Source organism: Rossellomorea sp. ABR4_012 (assembly GCF_056159545.1).
Map to the genome: position 1 here is coordinate 387387 of NZ_JBSWVK010000004.1, position 20292 is coordinate 407678.

At 42.0% G+C, this 20292-nt stretch carries 19 protein-coding genes; all 19 read right to left on the minus strand.

Features of this window, described 5'->3' with window-relative positions; translation table 11 throughout:
- Positions 1–270: 270 nt before the first annotated feature.
- Entirely contained in the window at positions 271–2346 is a 2076-nt protein-coding gene (gene topA, locus ACXAFV_RS17950; protein WP_475128466.1) for a type I DNA topoisomerase, read from the minus strand.
- Between the two features lie 297 nt (positions 2347–2643).
- A complete protein-coding gene (dprA, locus tag ACXAFV_RS17955) occupies positions 2644–3519 on the minus strand; it encodes a DNA-processing protein DprA (protein ID WP_475128468.1) in 876 nt (291 codons plus the stop codon).
- Positions 3520–3601: 82 nt separating this feature from the next.
- Positions 3602–4504: a succinate--CoA ligase subunit alpha gene (sucD, locus tag ACXAFV_RS17960; protein WP_475128469.1), complete on the minus strand. Its 903-nt coding sequence runs from the start codon at positions 4502–4504 to the stop codon at positions 3602–3604.
- A 16-nt stretch (positions 4505–4520) separates the two neighbouring features.
- A complete protein-coding gene (gene sucC / locus ACXAFV_RS17965; RefSeq protein WP_475128471.1) occupies positions 4521–5681 on the minus strand; it encodes an ADP-forming succinate--CoA ligase subunit beta in 1161 nt (386 codons plus the stop codon).
- Between the two features lie 221 nt (positions 5682–5902).
- Positions 5903–6187: an EscU/YscU/HrcU family type III secretion system export apparatus switch protein gene (locus tag ACXAFV_RS17970; protein WP_475128472.1), complete on the minus strand. Its 285-nt coding sequence runs from the start codon at positions 6185–6187 to the stop codon at positions 5903–5905.
- Positions 6184–7989: a hypothetical protein gene (locus tag ACXAFV_RS17975; RefSeq protein WP_475128473.1), complete on the minus strand. Its 1806-nt coding sequence runs from the start codon at positions 7987–7989 to the stop codon at positions 6184–6186. The genes ACXAFV_RS17970 and ACXAFV_RS17975 overlap by 4 nt, the downstream gene beginning before the upstream one ends.
- A 17-nt stretch (positions 7990–8006) precedes the next feature.
- The gene (locus ACXAFV_RS17980; protein ID WP_475128523.1) at positions 8007–8777 is read right to left on the minus strand and encodes a ribonuclease HII; all 771 of its coding nucleotides are present in this window, start codon (positions 8775–8777) and stop codon (positions 8007–8009) included.
- A 104-nt stretch (positions 8778–8881) separates the two neighbouring features.
- Positions 8882–9748 (minus strand): ribosome biogenesis GTPase YlqF, encoded by an 867-nt coding sequence (gene ylqF / locus ACXAFV_RS17985; RefSeq protein ID WP_475128475.1) that lies wholly within the window; start codon positions 9746–9748, stop codon positions 8882–8884.
- A 191-nt stretch (positions 9749–9939) separates the two neighbouring features.
- On the minus strand, positions 9940–10479 hold the full coding sequence (gene lepB / locus ACXAFV_RS17990; RefSeq protein ID WP_475128477.1) for a signal peptidase I: 540 nt from the start codon (positions 10477–10479) through the stop codon (positions 9940–9942).
- A 302-nt stretch (positions 10480–10781) separates the two neighbouring features.
- The gene (gene rplS, locus ACXAFV_RS17995; protein WP_175988950.1) at positions 10782–11126 is read right to left on the minus strand and encodes a 50S ribosomal protein L19; all 345 of its coding nucleotides are present in this window, start codon (positions 11124–11126) and stop codon (positions 10782–10784) included.
- A 135-nt stretch (positions 11127–11261) separates the two neighbouring features.
- Entirely contained in the window at positions 11262–11996 is a 735-nt protein-coding gene (trmD, locus tag ACXAFV_RS18000) for a tRNA (guanosine(37)-N1)-methyltransferase TrmD (protein WP_475128525.1), read from the minus strand.
- On the minus strand, positions 11996–12514 hold the full coding sequence (gene rimM / locus ACXAFV_RS18005) for a ribosome maturation factor RimM (RefSeq protein ID WP_475128478.1): 519 nt from the start codon (positions 12512–12514) through the stop codon (positions 11996–11998). The genes trmD and rimM overlap by 1 nt, the downstream gene beginning before the upstream one ends.
- 17 nt (positions 12515–12531) lie before the next feature.
- Positions 12532–12918 (minus strand): YlqD family protein, encoded by a 387-nt coding sequence (locus ACXAFV_RS18010; RefSeq protein ID WP_475128480.1) that lies wholly within the window; start codon positions 12916–12918, stop codon positions 12532–12534.
- Between the two features lie 184 nt (positions 12919–13102).
- Positions 13103–13336, minus strand: a complete 234-nt coding sequence (locus tag ACXAFV_RS18015) for a KH domain-containing protein (protein ID WP_475128481.1) — start codon at positions 13334–13336, stop codon at positions 13103–13105.
- A gap of 12 nt (positions 13337–13348) precedes the next feature.
- The gene (gene rpsP, locus ACXAFV_RS18020) at positions 13349–13621 is read right to left on the minus strand and encodes a 30S ribosomal protein S16 (protein ID WP_032088859.1); all 273 of its coding nucleotides are present in this window, start codon (positions 13619–13621) and stop codon (positions 13349–13351) included.
- 118 nt (positions 13622–13739) lie between these two features.
- Complete coding sequence (gene ffh / locus ACXAFV_RS18025) at positions 13740–15083, minus strand: signal recognition particle protein (RefSeq protein ID WP_475128483.1); 1344 nt, start codon at positions 15081–15083, stop codon at positions 13740–13742.
- Positions 15084–15095: 12 nt separating this feature from the next.
- Positions 15096–15431 (minus strand): putative DNA-binding protein, encoded by a 336-nt coding sequence (locus ACXAFV_RS18030; protein ID WP_475128527.1) that lies wholly within the window; start codon positions 15429–15431, stop codon positions 15096–15098.
- A gap of 283 nt (positions 15432–15714) precedes the next feature.
- The gene (gene ftsY / locus ACXAFV_RS18035) at positions 15715–16701 is read right to left on the minus strand and encodes a signal recognition particle-docking protein FtsY (protein WP_475128484.1); all 987 of its coding nucleotides are present in this window, start codon (positions 16699–16701) and stop codon (positions 15715–15717) included.
- 14 nt (positions 16702–16715) lie between these two features.
- Positions 16716–20285, minus strand: a complete 3570-nt coding sequence (gene smc, locus ACXAFV_RS18040) for a chromosome segregation protein SMC (protein WP_475128485.1) — start codon at positions 20283–20285, stop codon at positions 16716–16718.
- Positions 20286–20292: the final 7 nt, after the last annotated feature.

Below are 20292 nucleotides of genomic sequence, written 5' to 3' on the forward strand. Positions count from 1 at the left end.
TATCCATTTTGCATTGTACAACAACGGATATTATTTAAAAAGTATTAAGCATTTCGTCATTTTGTTTGGCATTCCACAAACTATACTCTATATAGCGCTGGCAGCATGCTCAATATTGTATAAATTCTACATAATTGAAAAATGTTTTACAATATTTCAAAAACAGAAAAGAACTGACCCGGCAGGTAATAGAATTATCACCTTTTGGGACAGTCCCTCGTTACATTGTATAAGTACTCCAGCGAAGAAGCAATCGTTTTTTTCTCACTCTTATTTCTGCGGTTCTTCTTTATAATCACAGTTCGTACACTGTACCTGGTTACCTTTTTTAAGCTTTTTCTCTACCAGCAATTCAGAACACTTCGGACATTTTCTTTCGATCGGTTTATCCCACGATAAGAAATCACATTCCGGATATTGATCACAACCGTAAAAGATTCGTTTCTTCTTACTTTTTCTTTCTATTATATTCCCTTTTTCGCATTTAGGGCATTTTACTCCAATTTCTTTAACGATTGGCTTTGTGTTCCGGCAGTCAGGGAAATTACTGCATGCCATAAACTTTCCATAGCGGCCCATCTTGAATACCATTGGATGACCGCACTGTTCGCAATCTTCACCTGCCGGTTCATCACGAATTTCGATTTTTTCCATTTCATTCTCTGCTATGACTAAACGCTTTTCGAAATCCCGATAGAATTCATCAATGATTCTTTCCCATTTCATTTTACCATCTTCAATATCATCAAGACTTCTTTCCATCGTGGCGGTGAATTCTACATCGATGATTTCGGGGAAGAACTCTCTGACCAGTTCTAGGACAATCTCTCCCAGTTCGGTCGGAATGAATCTTTTATTATCAAGGGAGACATATCCTCTTCTTTGAATCGTATCAAGTGTCGGCGCGTATGTAGATGGACGGCCGATACCCAGTTCCTCAAGCGTCTTAACAAGTCTCGCCTCCGTATATCTTGGAGGAGGTTGGGTGAAGTGTTGTTTAGGATCAATCAATTCACTTTTTACTATATCATTTTCCTTAAGCTCAGGGAGAAGGTTGTCTTTTTCTTCCTTCTGGTCATCAGACCCTTCTACATATACCTTCATAAAACCTGGGAACTTGACTTTCGAGCCGTTCGCTCTGAAATAGACCGGACCATTTACTAGATCCACACTCATCGTGTCCATTATGGCAGGTGCCATCTGGCTGGCCACAAAACGTTCCCAGACTAGTTTGTAAAGTCGGTATTGGTCCCTTGAAAGGAACTCTTTTACCGAACCGGGGTCTCGTAAGGTACTTGTCGGACGGATTGCTTCGTGCGCATCCTGGGCTTTCTGCTGTTTCTTTTCTTTTCTTTCCGATTGTCTTACAAAATTATCACCATATTTTGTTGTGATATATTCGTTCGCTTCTTTTTGAGCTACTTCCGAAGTACGCGTGGAATCGGTTCTCATATAGGTGATCAAACCGACTGTGCCTTCTTTACCTATCGCGATACCTTCATATAATTGCTGCGCAAGCATCATCGTCTTCTTAGCACGGAAGTTCAATTTCCTGGCAGCTTCCTGCTGTAAAGATGAAGTTGTAAAAGGAGACGCAGGGTTCCGCTTTCTTTCCTTCTTCGTCACTTTGTTCACTTCAAAGGATTTACCTTTTACTTTTTCAAGAACTGCTTTTACTTCCTCTTCCGTTTTTAAGTCTACTTTTTTTCCATCAAGCCCATAAAAAGAAGCTTGAAAGTTTTCTTTATCCTTCTTGAATTCCGCTTCTATGGACCAGTATTCTTCAGGGTTGAAATTCTTTATTTCGTTTTCACGGTCAATGATCAGTCTTACCGCCACGGACTGCACCCTGCCGGCACTTAGACCCTTTTTGACTTTTTTCCAAAGCAGCGGGCTTATGTTATAACCGACCAGCCTGTCTAATATTCTTCGAGCCTGCTGAGCATCGACAAGATCCATATTTATCGGACGAGGATGTTTAAAGGACTCTTTAATCGCGTCTTTTGTGATTTCATTGAATACTACCCGGCACTGGGAGTCTGTGTCCATATCCAAGCTGTGAGCCAGATGCCACGCAATCGCTTCCCCTTCCCTGTCGGGGTCGGCTGCGAGAAAGATTTTCTTCGCTTTTTTCGCTGCCGTTTTGAGCTCCTTCAACACAGGCCCTTTACCGCGTATTGTTATATACTTAGGTTCGAATTCCTTTTCCACATCGACACCCATTTGGCTTTTAGGTAAATCTCTTACGTGCCCCATGGAGGCCCGTACTTTATATTTTTTTCCTAAATAACGTTCAATTGTTTTCGCCTTAGCCGGCGACTCCACTATTACTAAATAATCTGCCATCCAATATGCCTCCTTGAAGAGGATAATAATCACTGTTTATTTTTACAATCTGTATTAAGTGAACCGTGGTAAACGGTTTCACATCATTCTATACAGTATAAATTTATTTCATTCAGTGCGGAGCTTTTACCCCATTTATCTTGTTAATTTCTCTTCTATTGTTTTCGATACCTGTTGCAAAATGTATAACAGTTTACAAAGAATTGCAACCTTTTTGTATAAAATACTGCTATAAAATCTCTATTTGATGGGAAAAAAGCTGCTTTATTACATGATTTTATATAATTTTCTGGAACTTTATACATGGAGCTCAGAAAAAATATCTTCTATAGATAATACCATTTTAGCCCCTTCTTTTATCAAGATATTAGTTCCTTCAGAAAGTTTATGATGGACAGCTCCTGGAATACAAAGGATTTCCCTTCCTTCATTCAACGCATAGTCCGCCGTAATAAATGTACCGCTCTGTTTCTGCGCTTCTGTGACAAATATTGCAGATGATAAACCGCTTATGATCCTGTTTCTGAAAGGGAATTGCCATTTTTGAGGTTTTGTTTGGGGGGGATATTCAGATATGAGCAGCTGATGCTTCATCATATATTCGGCAAGCTGAATATTTTCAGGAGGATAGATATGCTGAAATCCACCCGCTATTACACCAATGGTATGCCCATTGCAGCGGATAGCCATTTTGTGCGCCATCGTATCTGCTCCTCGAGCAAGCCCGCTGACAATAACAATCTCCTTATCCGCCAGCCCGGGCATCATGTTACAGAGATTATCTTCAGTATAAGAGGTAGCTTTCCTAGACCCGACAACTGCCAGCTTTCTAGGAGACTGAATGAGCTCTTTTTTTCCTTTCAGAAAAATGATAAATGGGGGATCATACACGTTTTTAAGAAGTTCTGGGTACTCTTCATCATATAATGATAACCAATGAATGTCATTCCTGCGATAACGTTCTTCATACACATGGAATGGTATCGTATGGAGGTCGTTGTGGAACATTTCAGCATTTCTTGCTGTGGATTGCGATATTTGCTGTATCGAAGCTGGAGATAAATCATAGATCACCGAGGGGTTTGACAACCGGGATAATAGCAGCTTAGTCCCTTTGAGCCCAAGACCTCTGCAATGCTGCATCTGAAAAAGCAGGCGGGTTATTTCCTTCATTCGAGCCTCCTGTAGATAGTTTAATAGGGAACATATGTAAAGAGGCTGAAAGCGATATGCCCAGCCTCTTACATCTCATTGATTAATGTGTTTTACATTTATCGAAGATTCCTTCTTCTTTTAGAACCTTAATTAATGTTTCTCCCATATCAGAAGGAGTTGGGGCTACTTGAATTCCGCATTCATTCATAACGCGGATCTTCTCATCAGCCGTTCCTTTACCTCCTGAAATGATTGCACCGGCATGTCCCATGCGTTTTCCTGGAGGTGCAGTGCGTCCTCCGATGAAGCCGACAACAGGTTTTGTCATGTTCGCTTTAACCCATTCAGCTGCTTCTTCCTCAGCCGTGCCTCCAATTTCACCGATCATGATGACTGCATACGTATCTTCGTCTTCATTGAACGCTTTTAGTACATCAATGAAGTCCGTACCATTTACAGGGTCTCCACCGATACCTACAGCAGTTGACTGACCGATTCCAGCTTGGGAAAGCTGATGCACTGCTTCATATGTCAATGTCCCGGAACGGGATACAACGCCAACATGACCTTTCGTATGAATGTAACCCGGCATGATACCGATCTTACATTCTTCAGGCGTGATGACTCCAGGACAGTTCGGTCCTACTAAACGAGTTTTCTTGCCTTCCATATAACGTTTCACTTTGACCATATCGAGTACCGGGATATGCTCTGTGATACAAATAGCTAGATCAAGTTCAGCATCAACCGCTTCCAGGATTGCATCCGCTGCAAATGGAGCTGGAACATAAATGACTGAAGCGTTGACTCCAGTAGCTTTCTTAGCTTCTTCTACCGTATTGAAGACAGGAACGCCTTCAACCTCAGTTCCACCTTTACCAGGTGTAACACCTGCCACGATTTGTGTGCCGTATTCAAGCATTTGCTTTGTATGGAAAAGAGCTGTTGATCCAGTGATCCCTTGCACAACAACCTTTGTATCCTTATTAATAAATACGCTCATTTGTCCCCCGCCTTTCTTAGCCTACTTGCTCAACGATTTTTTGTGCGCCGTCTGCCATTGATTCAGCTGCAATAATATTCAATCCGGACTGATTCAGGATTTCTTTACCAAGGTCCACATTCGTACCTTCAAGACGTACAACCAATGGCACTTCAAGACCGATTTGCTTAGCTGCTTCTACCACACCTGTTGCGATGACGTCACATTTCATGATTCCGCCAAAGATATTGACAAAGATCCCTTTCACATTTTCATCTGAAAGGATGATCTTGAATGCTTCCGTTACTTTCTCAGCAGTAGCACCGCCCCCTACATCAAGGAAGTTAGCCGGATCTCCGCCGTAATGTTTGACGATATCCATCGTCGCCATTGCAAGTCCAGCACCATTGACCATGCAGCCGATGTTGCCGTCTAATGAGATATAGCTTAAATCGTACTTAGAAGCTTCGATTTCTTTTGCATCTTCTTCTTCAAGGTCACGTAATTCCATAACATTCTTTTGACGGTATAATGCGTTTGAATCGAAGTTGAACTTCGCATCCAAAGCCATTACGTCTCCATCACCCGTCACAACCAAAGGATTGATTTCAACGATTGAAGCATCCTTTTGGATATACACGTTGTAAAGTCCCAGCATGAACTTTGCCGCTTTATTCACAAGCTCTTTCGGGATATTGATATTGAATGCGATACGGCGTGCCTGGAATCCAGTAAGGCCTACCACTGGATCAATGTACTCTTTAAAGATTTTTTCTGGAGTCGCTTCCGCCACTTCTTCAATTTCAGTTCCGCCTTCTTCAGAAGCCATCAGGACAACCTGGGAAGTTGCACGATCCAATACTAGTCCAACATAGTATTCTTTCTTGATATCACAGCCCTCTTCGATAAGTAAGCGCTTTACTTCCTTACCTTCCGGACCAGTTTGATGCGTTACCAGTGTCTTCCCCAGTAACTCTTCTGCATATGTACGCACCTCGTCAATGCTCTTAGCGATCTTGACACCGCCCGCTTTACCGCGGCCGCCTGCGTGAATTTGTGCTTTTACTACATAAACGCTTGAATCCAGCGTCTTCGCCGCTTCTACAGCTTCGTCAGCTGTGAAAGCCACTTTACCATTTGGTACGGACACCCCGTTATTTCTGAGGATTTCTTTACCTTGATATTCATGGATATTCATTTTCCATCCTCCTATCAAACTCTTCAAAAAATAGACTGCGCTTTCATTGTATAAAATGACAGTTTATCTGTCTACCATTATGCTAAAAATATTATATTAATTTAAAAATTCTGAACAGTCCACACACTATTTCACAATATTTAGCCGGTTAACAACTCTTTTTCAACTGCAATTTATTATTCTTATAAAATTATTTTTACCTATATTCAAACTTCTTCAACTTATCGTCGCTTACTTTTTTCCATCTCCTTATCCAGTCTGTATACAAAGGCAAAAACTTCCGCTACAGCCCCATACAGCTCTTCCGGAATGGACTCCCCGATATCGAGCTTGCCAAGCAGTGATAAAAGACTTTTATCCTCCTGAATTGCAACCCCGTGTTCATTCGCTTTAGAAATGATATTTTCAGCAATGATTCCTTTTCCTTTAGCCAGAACTCTGGGTGCTGATTCCCCGGACTGATCGTAGCCAAGGGCGATTGCTTCTTTTCTTGGATGTGATGTCATATTTTCAAATCCACTCCTGTATAAGAGAGATTCTGCATCTCCTGCATCCGTGTCAAGTCGTTTTGATTATCCGGTTTTTTCACTTTCACTGAAGAGAGCTGGTAATTCATCCTTTGGAGTGATTCTTTAAGGGCTGGAATGAATAATTGGGAATATTCATTCACTGATTCTTGTTCGTTCCAGATTGATAGCGAAATGACCCTGTTTTGCACATGCATATCCACAAGCGTTTCTTTAAGGCTGTCCAATTGGAGATAAAACAAGATTCTGCAGTGATCACTGTCGATTTTCCCCTTTTCTTTTTCTTTTCCCATCCACTGCACCGTTATGTCTGAATGACGTCCGAATAAATACAGCGGGAATTGCTGGACGATATTCATAATGGAGGATTGCTCCCATGATATTAGAGCTGGGTGGTTCATTTTCATTACAAGCTTTTCTGCAAGATCCCTTATTTCCGTCATAGGGTGGTGAAGCAATAACTGTGTCAGCTTCTCTTTCAGTGTTGTGGAAGCAGCAGTGTTTTGCGGCTGGCTGTGAAGCTGGGATTCTAAGTTGAAGCCGAAAGTGCACATCATTTTTTTCAAGGCCAGTCCCAAGTCTTCGCCTCTCAGATTGGACATCAGCTCTGCATCTATACCAGCACTTAACAAGTTGAAAATTTTCCCTTCATTTGAAAGCGGAAGTCTGGAATCCCATTTGGAAAGGAGGGTGGAGTAGTTCCTTTCGAGCTGCTGCTTTCTGTTTTCACCCATCAGGTCGATCAAACTCCCCCCTATTCTCGAGAAGGCCCCCTGCTTTACTTCTGATGAATGGTCAAAGATGAATTTCACGACTTGATCAATATTTTTTTTATTTGCAGTCCCTCCTTTGCTACCTTCAGCAGCTAAATTAAAAATGATTTGATCCATTTCCTGTAAGCCTTTGGAACCCTGAGGGACCATTATTTCTTTTAAATTGCCCATTAAAGTAAGGAGTTGCTTGATTGTGATATTGTTTTCAGCCAGCGCACTGGAAAACGAACTCTTCAACCCTTCAGTCAACCCTTGAAAGGTAAGATCTTTTGGAAGGATGCCCAAAGACTTCAACAGTTCAAAATTCCCCAGTCGTTTTGAAAAGGGTTCTGACTGATTCATGGCATTTTCTACCGCTTTTAGCCCCAACTGCTTTGTCGTATGGAAGTGAAGAGGGTCTTGAACCTTTTTAATGAGATTCAGCGTATCAAGATCGGATCCGGATGCTGATAAACGGTCTTTAAGGCTGTTTAGCAATCCGCTGAATGTATCCTGTCCCTTCCCTGCTTCCAAAGATAACAGCACCTTCTCTGACAAAGGCAGATGAGCTTTCAGCATGTCAATCAAAACCGGAAGGCGTGTTTTTAGGTTCCCGCTATTAATCTGTTCTGAGGCAAATTGAATAAGCTCTCGGGTGACAGGGATTTTATTGTCGATCAATTCTCTCACGACATTGAGCAGTACCTTGTCGGCAGGCTGACTATGTAACTGGTTGATCAAAGCCTGCGCCACATTTTTGCTATTTTTTTCTCCGGAAATTTTTTGAATGAGACTGAGACTTAACATGTCTTCCTTCTGGTTTACCCTCACCAAATAGTGTCTGCCTGTCTCCAAAGGCACATCAAGCTTTGCAATGAACTTTTGACCTGCGGAGGATACCTCAGCCATACCATCTCCAATGAGCTTATGGATAGTAACATGAAGCACCCTTCCGTTCTGCAGGGAGTACGGTTTGCTTTTCAAATGGGATGAGGCTTGTGAATTGTATGCTCCTTGAATGTCATTCATCTCTTATTACTCCCCTATCATATCAGGTCACAGTCTTTTACCGGAGCGAAACTCCTTCTGTGTATCGGTGTTACCCCTTTTTCTCTTAACCCGTCTAAATGCTCTTTGGTCCCGTAACCGGCGTTTTGATCAAATCCATATCCAGGGTATTTTACAGCATATTCTTTCATCAGTTTATCACGTGTCACTTTGGCAATGATTGAAGCTGCAGCAATGGAAATACTTTTTGAATCTCCTTTTATGATTGATTCCTGCGGATATGGAGCTTGAAGCTTCATTGCATCGATCAACAGATAATCCGGGTGGCAGTCTAGATTTGCAATGGCATGGAGCATTGCTTTCTTTGTCGCTTCATAAATATTTATCGAATCGATTTCTTCTGCTTCAATCATCCCGATTCCTATGGAATGAGCTTTTTCACGGATCACATCAAAATATGCATTTCGTTTTGATTCAGAGAGCTTCTTACTGTCATTCAGGCCTGCCAGGTAAAAGTCTTGAGGTAATATGACCGCGGCAGCTACGACCGGTCCTGCCAATGGTCCCCTCCCGACTTCGTCTATTCCTGCAATCAGTGTAAAACCTTCCCCGTATACTTTCTTTTCATAGACAGTCAGGTTCGCGAAGTCTTCCTTCTCTTTTTCGAGCCTTTGCTGATTCCGGTTATAGTTCTCTATGATTTTTTGTACACCTTTTCTCTTGTCTTTATGTAATTGTTCCAAAAGGGGATCATCTTTTGACATCTTTTCTACAAGCGACTTGACTTCCTTGATCGTCATGTTTTTCAGTTCCAATGAATTGTTCTCCTTTTCTATATATCGGATCATTCTCATAAAAATAAAGAGGCATCCATAAAGGGCGTTTACCTCTTTAAAGTGCCTCAATCATTATATTATTCCTCTTCGCTTTCCATCTCTTCGATCATATCAAAAGTCATCGGCCCAAGCTGGACACTCCTGATATCACGTATGATCACTTCTGAAGTCTTATCGTAATCGACTTGGCCTCCACCCATCAAGCATCCCCGCTTCTTACCGACTGCATCGAATTTAGCAAGGATTTCTTCGGGAATCTCATCAAGGCTGTAGCGTTCCTTTAACCGTTCAGGATAATGTGCCTCGAGAAACTTCAATCCGTATAAAGCGATATCCTGTAGGTTCAAGATGGTATCTTTTATCGCTCCGGTAAGAGCAAGTTTATAGCCGACTTGTTCATCTTCGAATTTGGGCCAAAGGATCCCAGGGGTATCAAGAAGTTCAAGTTCCTTGCCCACTTTGATCCATTGCTGGGCTTTCGTTACACCTGGTGTATTTCCAGTCTTGGCAATATTCTTTTTTGCAAGTCGATTGATTAATGTAGATTTCCCAACATTGGGTATCCCCACAATCATCGCTCTTATGGCACGGGGTCTCATTCCACGGGATTTCATCCGGTCAAATTTCTCTTTAAGGATTTCTTTTGCTGATTGAACAATTGTGTGGAGCCCTTTTCCACCCTGAGCATTGACAGCAAGTGCTGTGATACCCTGCTCTTCAAAATAAGAGATCCACTGATCGGTTTTCACCGGATCTGCCATATCTGCTTTGTTAAGCAGGACTAGCCGGGGCTTCTGTCCGATGATTTCTTCAATCATGGGATTTCTCGAGGATACCGGAATACGGGCATCCACCAGTTCAATGACAATATCAACGAGCTTTAATTTTTCTGTTACCTGCCTGCGGGCTTTAGCCATATGTCCCGGAAACCACTGTATCGTCATATGACCACCTCCAAACTGCTTTTTTCTAGGCTCTTTTCGCAAACATTGTTGTTGTATACACAAGGTATCTTCGGGTTTGATGTCCATATCCGTTCTAGGCTTGATTCCGAAAAGAGCACGTGGACATGCGACAATCAGTATACTGGGTATGTACGAAAGTCAACAGTTTTTTTGAAAAGAGCTTCTTACTATTATTCCACTAGACCCATATCTTTAACAGGCCAATAAATGAATTTGGTATCACCGATTACTTCTTCAAAAGGAACCGTTCCGATATGACGGCTGTCCTTACTGAATCGCCGGTTGTCACCCATTACAAAAATTTCGCCTTCCGGTACGGTTTCTCTGTCTATGATATCTTTCAAGGTGAAATCTTCTGTTAAAGGACCTTCACTCACTTGATCTTTATACTCTTGTAAATACGGCTCTTCAAATGCCTTTCCGTTTACGTATAATGTATCATTCTTATATTCTATCTTATCTCCAGGCAGGCCTATCACACGTTTTATATAATCTTTTTGCTCTGGAGCATGAAATACAACGATATCGAATCGGTCCGGATTGCCAAGCTTATTAACGATCATACGATCGCCATTTTCTAAAGTTGGTGTCATAGATAAGCCGTCAACCACGATCGGTGCAAATAAAAAATATCTAATAATAGCCGCCAGACCCACCGCGATCAGCAGGGCTTTCATCCACTCCCACCATTCGTTTTTCTCTTTCGCCAACACATCCACCACCCTATGTAATTTCCTATCTTTTTCTATTCTACTAGAAAACCCTTTTTTTCTCATTAAAAAAAGGTGGAATTACTCCAATAGCCCCAACCTCTTTACCATAGTAATTGTGGGGAGTCCGCTCTCTTTAATAATGTTTTCGCAAGCCGATCTTACCTAAGGGATTTACTGATTCCTTCATTATTATGAACAGGGTGATTCAGGGCCGGCAATCAGCGGCGAACATACATTAAGTACAAATTAAACAAGAAGAAAAGGAGCTTGTCTCCAAGCTCCTTTTCAAACGTTCTTGATTATCGAATTTCTTTAATACGAGCCGCTTTACCGCGAAGGTTACGCAGGTAGTAAAGTTTCGCACGACGTACTTTACCGCGACGTACTACTTCTAATTTAGCGATTTTAGGTGTGTGTACTGGGAAAGTACGCTCAACACCTACACCGTAAGAAATTTTACGAACAGTGAATGTTTCGCTGATTCCGCCTCCACGGCGTTTGATTACTACACCTTCGTATACCTGAATACGTTCACGAGTACCCTCAACGATGTTAACGTGTACACGTACAGTATCACCAGGACGGAAAGATGGTAGATCAGAGCGAAGCTGTTCTTTAGTAATATCTTCGATTAATTTGTGCATCTTTTTCAACTCCTTCCAACAGATGTTCTTACAAAAGCGATAGATTGCAGCGGAACATCGGGATCAGTGGTAATAAGGATATCTCCTCAAGCCACAAAGAATATATTAACATACTGAATGTCAGGATGCAATAGATTATCTGGATTTTCCCCATTCCTCTATCCATTGTTTCTGTTTATGGGATAAATCGACGTTTTCGAGTAAATCCGGCCTTCTTTCGAACGTTCTTCTAAAGCTTTCTTTCTCTCTCCATTCCTCTATTAAACGATGGTTGCCTGAGATAAGTTCAGCTGGCACTTTCATCCCTCTGAAGTCAGCTGGACGAGTGTAATGTGGATGTTCAAGTAGTCCGGAAGAAAACGAATCCAGTATCGGTGAATCTTCATTACCAAGGACGCCCGGAAGGAGCCTTACAACACTGTCGATGACGACCATCGCTCCAAGTTCGCCGCCTGTCAATACGTAGTCCCCGATTGAAATTTCATCTGTCACCACATGTTCCCTGATCCTCTCATCATACCCTTCATAATGACCGCAGACGAAAATCAAGTGTTCTTCCTTCGCTAACTCCTCAGCCTTGGCTTGGGTATAACGTTCTCCCTGTGGACACATCAAGATGACACGGGGCTTTGCTTCATTCTCATTAGTAAGACTTTCTACAGCATCAAAGATCGGCTGAGGTTTGAGGACCATACCCGCTCCGCCGCCGTAAGGATAATCATCCACTTGACCATGTTTGTTGTCAGCATACTCGCGGAAATTAACTACATTATAAGTAACAGCCTGCTTTTCATATGCTTTCTTTAAGATTGACTCTCCAAAAACCCCATGAAACATAGAAGGGAACAAAGACAATACATCGATCTTCATCATGTAAGCAGCCCTTCCAACGGCTCAATTGTAATCAAACCTTTTTCTATATCGATTTCCTTTACGACATCCTCAATATAAGGGATCAAATGCTCTTTGCCTTTGTCTCCCCTGACGACCCAAACATCGTTCGCTCCAGGACTCAGAATTTCTTTCACCATACCTATCTCTTCACCCTGGCCGGTTACGACCTTGCAGCCAACGATTTCGTGATAGTAATATTCGCCTTCTTCAAGTTCCTGCAATTGATCTTCCTGAACCTTAAGAATTCCTTCTTTGAATTTCTCCACCTGATTGATATCGTGATATCCCTCAAATGTTAAGAGGTCAAAATTCTTATGTGTTCTGTGAGATTCAATGATCAATGAAATAGGTTCTTTCTTTTTTGGCAGAAAAAGGTGAAGTGCATTCCCTTTCTGATAACGCTCTTCAGGAAAGTCTGTACTTGATACAACCTTCACTTCCCCTTTGACTCCATGCGTATTTACGATTTTACCTACATTAAACCATTTTTCCATGTTACCACCTCTTATTGTCACCGAATTTCTTTTACGATTCCGTCTTCTATTATGATTGTTTTTGACAATGCCTCTTCATCCCAATTGTCACCAACTTGAATATCTATCATACCTTGAACTTCCTTCTCTTTCAATTCACTGCCGATCGGCAGAATCTCCAGCTGCTCCAGCTGAAAATTCAACAGCTTGATCTTCTCAAGTTTCTCATCCATTTCCTTTTGAAAATGCCGGCTCAGTTTATGAGAAGGGTATTTCTTTGCGCGTTCAATCTTTTTCCATTCGAATTGCAGCTGTTCATGCTCACGCTTCAATTGAATCTTTTGATTCTCATATCGTTTCAACAGGACTTCTTTGGTACTCTTAGTCAGCACTTGCTTTACAGTGATTGTATGTATAATATTCAACGTTTCGTCCCCTCCTTATTTCACCCCAGAGATGACTTTATAAAGGGTGTTTTCTTAGGGAAATGTAATGTTACACAGGGTTCAAGATATGAAAAAGGGGACTGACTTTGATAAGGCTGTATGAACCTTTTTGGGTCAGTCCCCTGCTCTCCAAGAGAAAATTGAATGCGATTATTAACCGCTCTTATTCAACAATCTCTAAAAAGATTTTCTTCTGTTGTGAAGATCCTGCTGCAGCGTATACCACAGTTCGAATCGATTTAGCTACTCTCCCTTGTTTCCCGATCACCTTTCCCATGTCCTCAGGATGAACAGACAACTTATAGGTTATCCCATTCGATCCTTCTTCGATATCGATATAAACATCTTCAGGATGATCGACCAAAGGTTTCACAATCGTTAGAATAAGATCTTTCATCGATCTGATCGATTACTTGCTGTTTTTAGCATTGTGGAATTTTTCCATAATGCCTTGTTTTGAGAATAAGTTACGAACTGTGTCAGATGGTTTCGCACCATTTGATAGCCATTTAAGAGCAAGCTCTTCATCAATTTTCACTTCAGCCGGCTTAGCAACCGGGTTGTAAGTTCCAACTGTTTCGATTTGACGTCCATCACGTGGTGAACGAGAATCTGCTACTACGATACGATAGAAAGGAGATTTTTTTGCTCCCATACGTTTTAATCTGATTTTTACTGCCATTATTAAAGCACCTCCGAATAGTTTCACACAAGTTAGTATGATATCAAATGTGTATTTTGTTTGTAAAGTGTTTTTTCTTAACAGTTCAATTTTTTTTGAAAAAATCGAACGGAATAGCCTACATGAATGGGAATTTCATCCCTTTTTTCTTACCTTTGCCCTGCATGCCGCTCATTTGCTTCATCATTTTTTTCATGTCTTCAAATTGCTTCAGAAGTCGGTTCACTTCCTGGATGGATGTCCCGCTTCCTTTTGCAATCCGTTTACGGCGGCTTGCATTGATTGTTTCAGGATGGACCTTTTCATTTTTAGTCATTGATTGAATGATCGCTTCGACATGACTAATTTGCTTTTCATCAACCTGAAGCTTATCCAGGCCTTTCATTTTGTTCGCTCCCGGCATCATTTTCAATAATTCGTCGAGAGGACCCATTTGTCTCACCTGTCCCAATTGCTCCAGGAAATCGTCAAATGTGAAAGACATGGTGCGCATTTTTTGTTCCAGTTCTTTGGCTTTTTCTTCATCGACATTGGCCTGCGCCTTCTCGATAAGAGACAGGACATCGCCCATCCCGAGAATCCTTGAAGCCATACGTTCAGGATGGAAAGGTTCAAGTGCATCCATCTTTTCACCCATACCGACGAATTTGATCGGTTTGTCAGTGACAGAACGGATAGATAAAGCTGCCCCGCCTCGTGTATCACCATCAAGTTTGGTTAATACAACACCACTGATGCCAAGCGCTTCGTTGAAACTTTGTGCAACATTAACAGCATCCTGACCGGTCATGGCATCGACAACGAGGAAAATCTCATCCGGATTTGAAAGTTCCTTGATTTCTTTCAGTTCTCCCATCAGGTTTTCGTCAATGTGCAGCCGGCCTGCAGTATCAATCAGTACATAATCGTGATGTTCTTCTTTTGCTTTTTCAATCGCCTGCTTGGCAATTTCAACCGGGCTCACTTGATCACCTAACGAGAAGACTGGTAAGCTTAGCTGCTTTCCGACGGTCTCCAGCTGTTTGATGGCAGCAGGTCGATAGATATCTGCCGCTACAAGCAAAGGCTTTCGATTATGTTTCTTCCGGAGCAGATTTGCAAGTTTTCCAGTGGTCGTCGTTTTACCGGCACCCTGTAATCCGACCATCATAATGACCGTCGGAGGTCGTTTGGCCACAGCAATCTGACTTTGTTCACCGCCCATTAATTCAGTAAGCTCTTCTTGTACCACTTTGATGACTTGCTGTCCAGGTGTCAGGCTCTTCATGACTTCCTGCCCGACAGCACGTTCACTTACTTTCTTAACGAATTGTTTAACCACTTTAAAATTAACGTCTGCTTCTAGAAGAGCAAGACGAACTTCACGCATCATTTCTTTAACATCCGCTTCTGAAATCTTACCTTTACCGCGGATTTTCTGAATTGTACCTTGCAGTCGGTCGGCTAATCCTTCAAATGCCATTCATGCCGCCTCCTAATCCAATATTTCAAGATCATCAATGAGTTTCAGGCAGACAGAAGAATCGATTGTTGAATCTTCTATACTTTTTCTTAATTGAGCAAGAATCTCGTTGCGTTCTTGAAATTTCTTAAATAATAAAAGCTTTTCTTCGTATTCCTCAAGCATTGCCTCTGTACGTTTAATGTTATCATAGACTGCTTGTCTGGAAACATTGTACTCTTCAGCAATTTCACCCAGAGAAAAATCGTCCAGGTAATAGAGGGACATATAGCTACTTTGCTTTGGAGTTAACAAAGATTGATAAAAGTCGTAGAGATAGTTCATTCTGGTTGTTTTCTCTAACACGATATCCCTCCTTGTTAAGTGAAAAACCTTTACATATGAAGAATACAGATTTTAAGCGTTTTTGTCAAGGTTACATCCTATATTTTTGAATTGTTTTAGATTAACTTAGTCTTCCAAACACCGCTAATGATTTCCGTGTAAGACTTCGCTTTCCGCGGGAGTCTTCATCTTCCACTCAATTCAACCGCTGGAAGGGGTTCGAAAATGTATGATTCCTGCTAATTTATATAAAATGCAAACACAAAGAAAAGCAGCAATATTCACTGCTGCTTTTCTCTGGATATCATTATTCTTCTTTGTCCACCAGGTTGGAGAATAATCCGTAAACGTATTTTTCTGCATCGAATGGCTGGAGGTCGTCCATTTTTTCACCGAGGCCGACGTATTTGACTGGAACGTTCAGTTCGTTTCGGATGGCAAGGACGATTCCGCCCTTGGCTGTTCCGTCAAGCTTTGTCAGGACGATGCCTGATACATTGGTAGCTTCTTTGAATGTCTTCGCTTGTATCATGGCGTTTTGACCGGTTGTAGCATCAAGGACAAGCAATACTTCATGAGGTGCTCCCGGAATCTCTCTTTCTATGACACGCTTTACCTTCTCCAATTCTTTCATCAGGTTTACTTTGTTTTGGAGACGTCCTGCTGTATCACAGATAAGTATATCCGCTTTCTTAGCTTTAGCGGATTGAACAGCATCAAACATGACCGCTGCAGGGTCACTGCCGGCAGCCTGCTTGATGACCGGTACCCCGACTCTCTCTCCCCAGACTTCCAATTGTTCGATCGCACCGGCTCGGAAGGTGTCTCCTGCTGCAAGGACGACATTCTTTCCTTCTTCCTTGAACATATGAGCCATTTTTCCAATAGTAGTGGTTTTCCCCACTCCGTTTACTCCCACAAACAGAATGATGGTGAGCTCATCTTCCTTGATATTCAATGAACTGTCATCATCATTATCTCCCTGATAGATCTCAACCAGCTTTTCAGATATAACCGGCTGGATTTCTTCAGTGTCTTGGATGTTGCGTCGTTTAACTTCCATTTTCAATTCATCTATCAGTTCCATCACCGTATCAAAACCGACATCTGCACCGATTAGAATTTCTTCAAGTTCTTCGAAGAAATCTTCATCCACTTTACGATAGCGAGCAACCAGGTCGTTCACTCTGGAAGTGAAATTATTTCGGGTTTTACTCAACCCATCTTTGAATTTTTCAGTTACGCTGTCACTGGATTCCGTGAATTTATCTTTAAGTTTTTTGAAAAAACTCATCTTCAACACCCCGCCTATTTAGTTTCAAGTAATTCATTTGTCTCTTGGAGCCTTACAGAAACAAGCTTGGACACTCCTGATTCCTGCATCGTCACCCCGTACAGTACATGAGCCTCTTCCATCGTCCCTTTACGATGGGTGATGACGATAAATTGGGTATCGTCGCTGAATTTCTTTAAGTATTGGCTGAACCGCTGTACGTTCGCTTCGTCCAGTGCCGCTTCGACTTCATCAAGAATACAGAATGGCACCGGACGTATTTTCAGAATCGAGAACAAGAGGGCGATCGCTGTCAACGCTCTTTCTCCACCTGACATCAGCCCAAGGTTTTGAAGCTTCTTACCAGGAGGCTGTGCCACAATGTCGACGCCTGTATGAAGGAGATCTGATGGGTCCGTGAGTTTAAGCTCAGCACGTCCGCCTCCAAATAGCGCTTGGAAGACACCCTCGAATTCAACCTGAATCGCTGAAAATGTCTGATCGAAACGTCTGATCATTTCTGTATCCATTTCATTGATGACTTGATAGAGAGTGTCTTTTGCTTCAGTCAGATCATCCTTCTGTTCGAGCAGGAATTCATATCTTTCCTTAACGCGCTCGTACTCATCGATTGCTCCTATATTTACCGTTCCCAGCTCTTCGAGGGCTAATTTAACAAGTTTAACTTTTCTTCGCGCTTCGTCCACTTCAATTGTGAGCGGATAATCTGTTTTCGCAGCCTCAAAGGATAGCATGTATTCCTCTCGAAGATGATCCAGACGGTTTTCAAGCTCGACGTCAAGGCGATTGATCTTTACTTCTTCGTCTTTCAATGCGGTTACAAGGCCTTTGTGCTGACGTTTTAATTCTTTCAGCTCAAGTTCTTCGTCTTCGACTGACTGCTGCAGCTTTAACCGTTCATCACGACGCATGGAAATAAGCTCTGTCGTTTCTGTCTTTTGTCCGGCACATTTTTCTGCTTCTTCTACAAGCTGTTTCTCACCTGAAAAATTGTCCTTCATCTCAGTTTGCAGCCATTGAAGGTCTTCTTTTAATATCTTTAACCTTTTTTCGGTTTCTGCAAAATTTTCTTTTACACGCTCTAACTGATTTCTCGTATTCACCAGTTGTTCATTCCGTGCTGCCAATTTCGCTTTCATATCGCTTATTTCATCAGACAAAGCATCTTTGGAGGTTCGCTCCGAATTCTTTTGCAGTGTCAATTCTTCAATTTTACTATCCAGCTCATTTATTTCGCGTTGGATCTCAACAAGCAATTTTTTCAATTCACTTGTTCTTGAATCATGTTTTTCTTTAATGGATGTATAATCCTTCTTTTCAAGGTCATACAATGAAAGTCTCTCATCCAGGTTTTGCTGAGATAATTCATTTTCACGCAATTGAGATAAAAGTTCTTGTTCTTTCATGCGCTGGCGCTCTCCGGATACTCTCATTTCTTCCATTTTCTTTTCTCTGAAAGCATTCTCTTCTTTAAGAGATTTCACCTGGACTTGAAGCTGCTCTGTCTGTATTTCCATCGCCGAAAGCTTCTCTTTCATTTCTTCAAGCTCTCCTTTTCTGGAAAGCAATGAATTTTTCTTCTGCTTAATCGTACCACCGCTCATGGAACCCCCAGGATTGACAACGTCCCCGTCAAGCGTCACCAGACGGTATCGGTACTGTATAAGTTTGGCGATTTCACTTGCTCCCTTCAGATCCTTGGTTATCAGCACATTTCCAAGCAAATTGGACATGATCATTTGGTAGCGTGAATCGTAATTGATCAGATCTGATCCGACTCCTATGAAGGAGGGATGCCCCTTTAGCATATTCAACTGACTTTCTGAAATGGATTTCCCTTTGATGATATTCATCGGGAGGAATGTAGCTCGTCCATATTGATTCTTTTTCAAATAGCCAATTGCTTTACGGCCGTCTTCTTCAGTCGCTGTAACGATATGCTGCATGGACGCAGACAGTGCAGTTTCCATTGCCGTTTCATACTGCTTCGGAACCTGAATCAGCTCCGCTACAGCTCCTTCAATCCCTCTCAGGACGCCATCTCGTGCTTTTAACACTTCTTTGACACCCTGGAAAAATCCGGAGTAATCCTCCTCCATTTCTTCGAGCATTTCTTTTCGGGATTTTGCCTGTTGAAGGTATTGATAGGCCTGATAGAGAGTTTTTTCCTGTTTTTCATACTTTGCCCTGACAGTTTCAAGCTTTTTCTTCTCTTCTCTATATAAGAAAATATGCTCGTCTATCTTTTCTTTTTGCTGCTGCAGTTCCTTGGATAATCCTTTATGCTTTCTCTGCAGTTCTTCCCGCTGATGAACATACTTTTCATTCTCTGCTTCCAAGCGCCCGCTCCTGCTCGACTGCTGTTCAAGCTGCTGCTGCAGGTATTGGATTTCATTTTTAGCCGTGGCCTGCTGATTCAGCTTTTCAATGTAATCACTCTTATATGATTCGATGATGTCTTCGATATTCTCACTGTAGTGCTTCAGCTGACTCTGTTTTGTGGACAGTTCATGCTTAAGGGCACTCACTTCAGCTTCAATAGCTTTGAAACTTTCCTGCAAGGTGTTTTTTTCCGACGATAATTGATCTAAACGTAACTCAGCCTCATCAATCGACTGTCTTAATTGTGTTTCATTGGTGGATGAGTTTTTCTTACGCTCGATCAGAACCTGCTTTCTGCCCTCCAGCTTCTCTAGTTCTTCACTTGTAGAAAGCAATATCTCCTGGAGACCCGTGATGGATTCATCCAAAGCCGAAATTTTATCGCGGGTCTGAGACAGGGCAGCTTCTTTCTTTTGAACACGTGAAGAAAGTGCCAGTTCCTCTTTTCCATGTTTTTCAAAATCGACACTCAAACTTTCCCATTGTTTATGTAGATCTTCAATATCATAGACGGTCAAAGCCACTTCGAACTTTTCGAGTTCTTCTTTTTTCTCAAGATAATCCTTTGCCATCGAAGCCTGGATTTTAAGAGGCTCTACCTGCCCTTCGAGTTCATGAAGGATATCATTCACACGATTCAGGTTTTCCTGGGTTTCAAAGAGCTTGGATTCTGCTTTCTTTTTTCTCGATTTATATTTCAACACACCGGCAGCTTCTTCAAAGATGGTTCTTCTCTCTTCCGGCTTACTATTTAATATTTCTTCCACTTTCCCCTGACTGATGATGGAAAAAGCTTCTTTCCCAAGTCCCGAGTCCATAAATAGCTCAATAATATCCTTAAGTCTGCAGGGCTGCTTATTCAGGAGATACTCGCTGTCCCCTGAACGGAACACCCTCCTCGTTACACTTATTTCACTATAATCGATCGGCAGAGCACCATCTTCATTGTCAAGAACCAATGTGACTTCTGCTATGTTCAGAGCTTTTCTGGAGTCACTCCCGGCAAAAATGACATCTTCCATCTTTGAACCGCGAAGACTTTTGGCAGATTGCTCCCCTAAAACCCATCGTATCGCATCGATGATATTGCTTTTTCCGCTGCCATTCGGTCCCACTACGGCCGTGACACCCGGTACGAATTCCACCGATATTCTTTCTGCAAAAGACTTAAACCCCATTACTTCCAGTTGTTTGAGGAACATCTTCTTT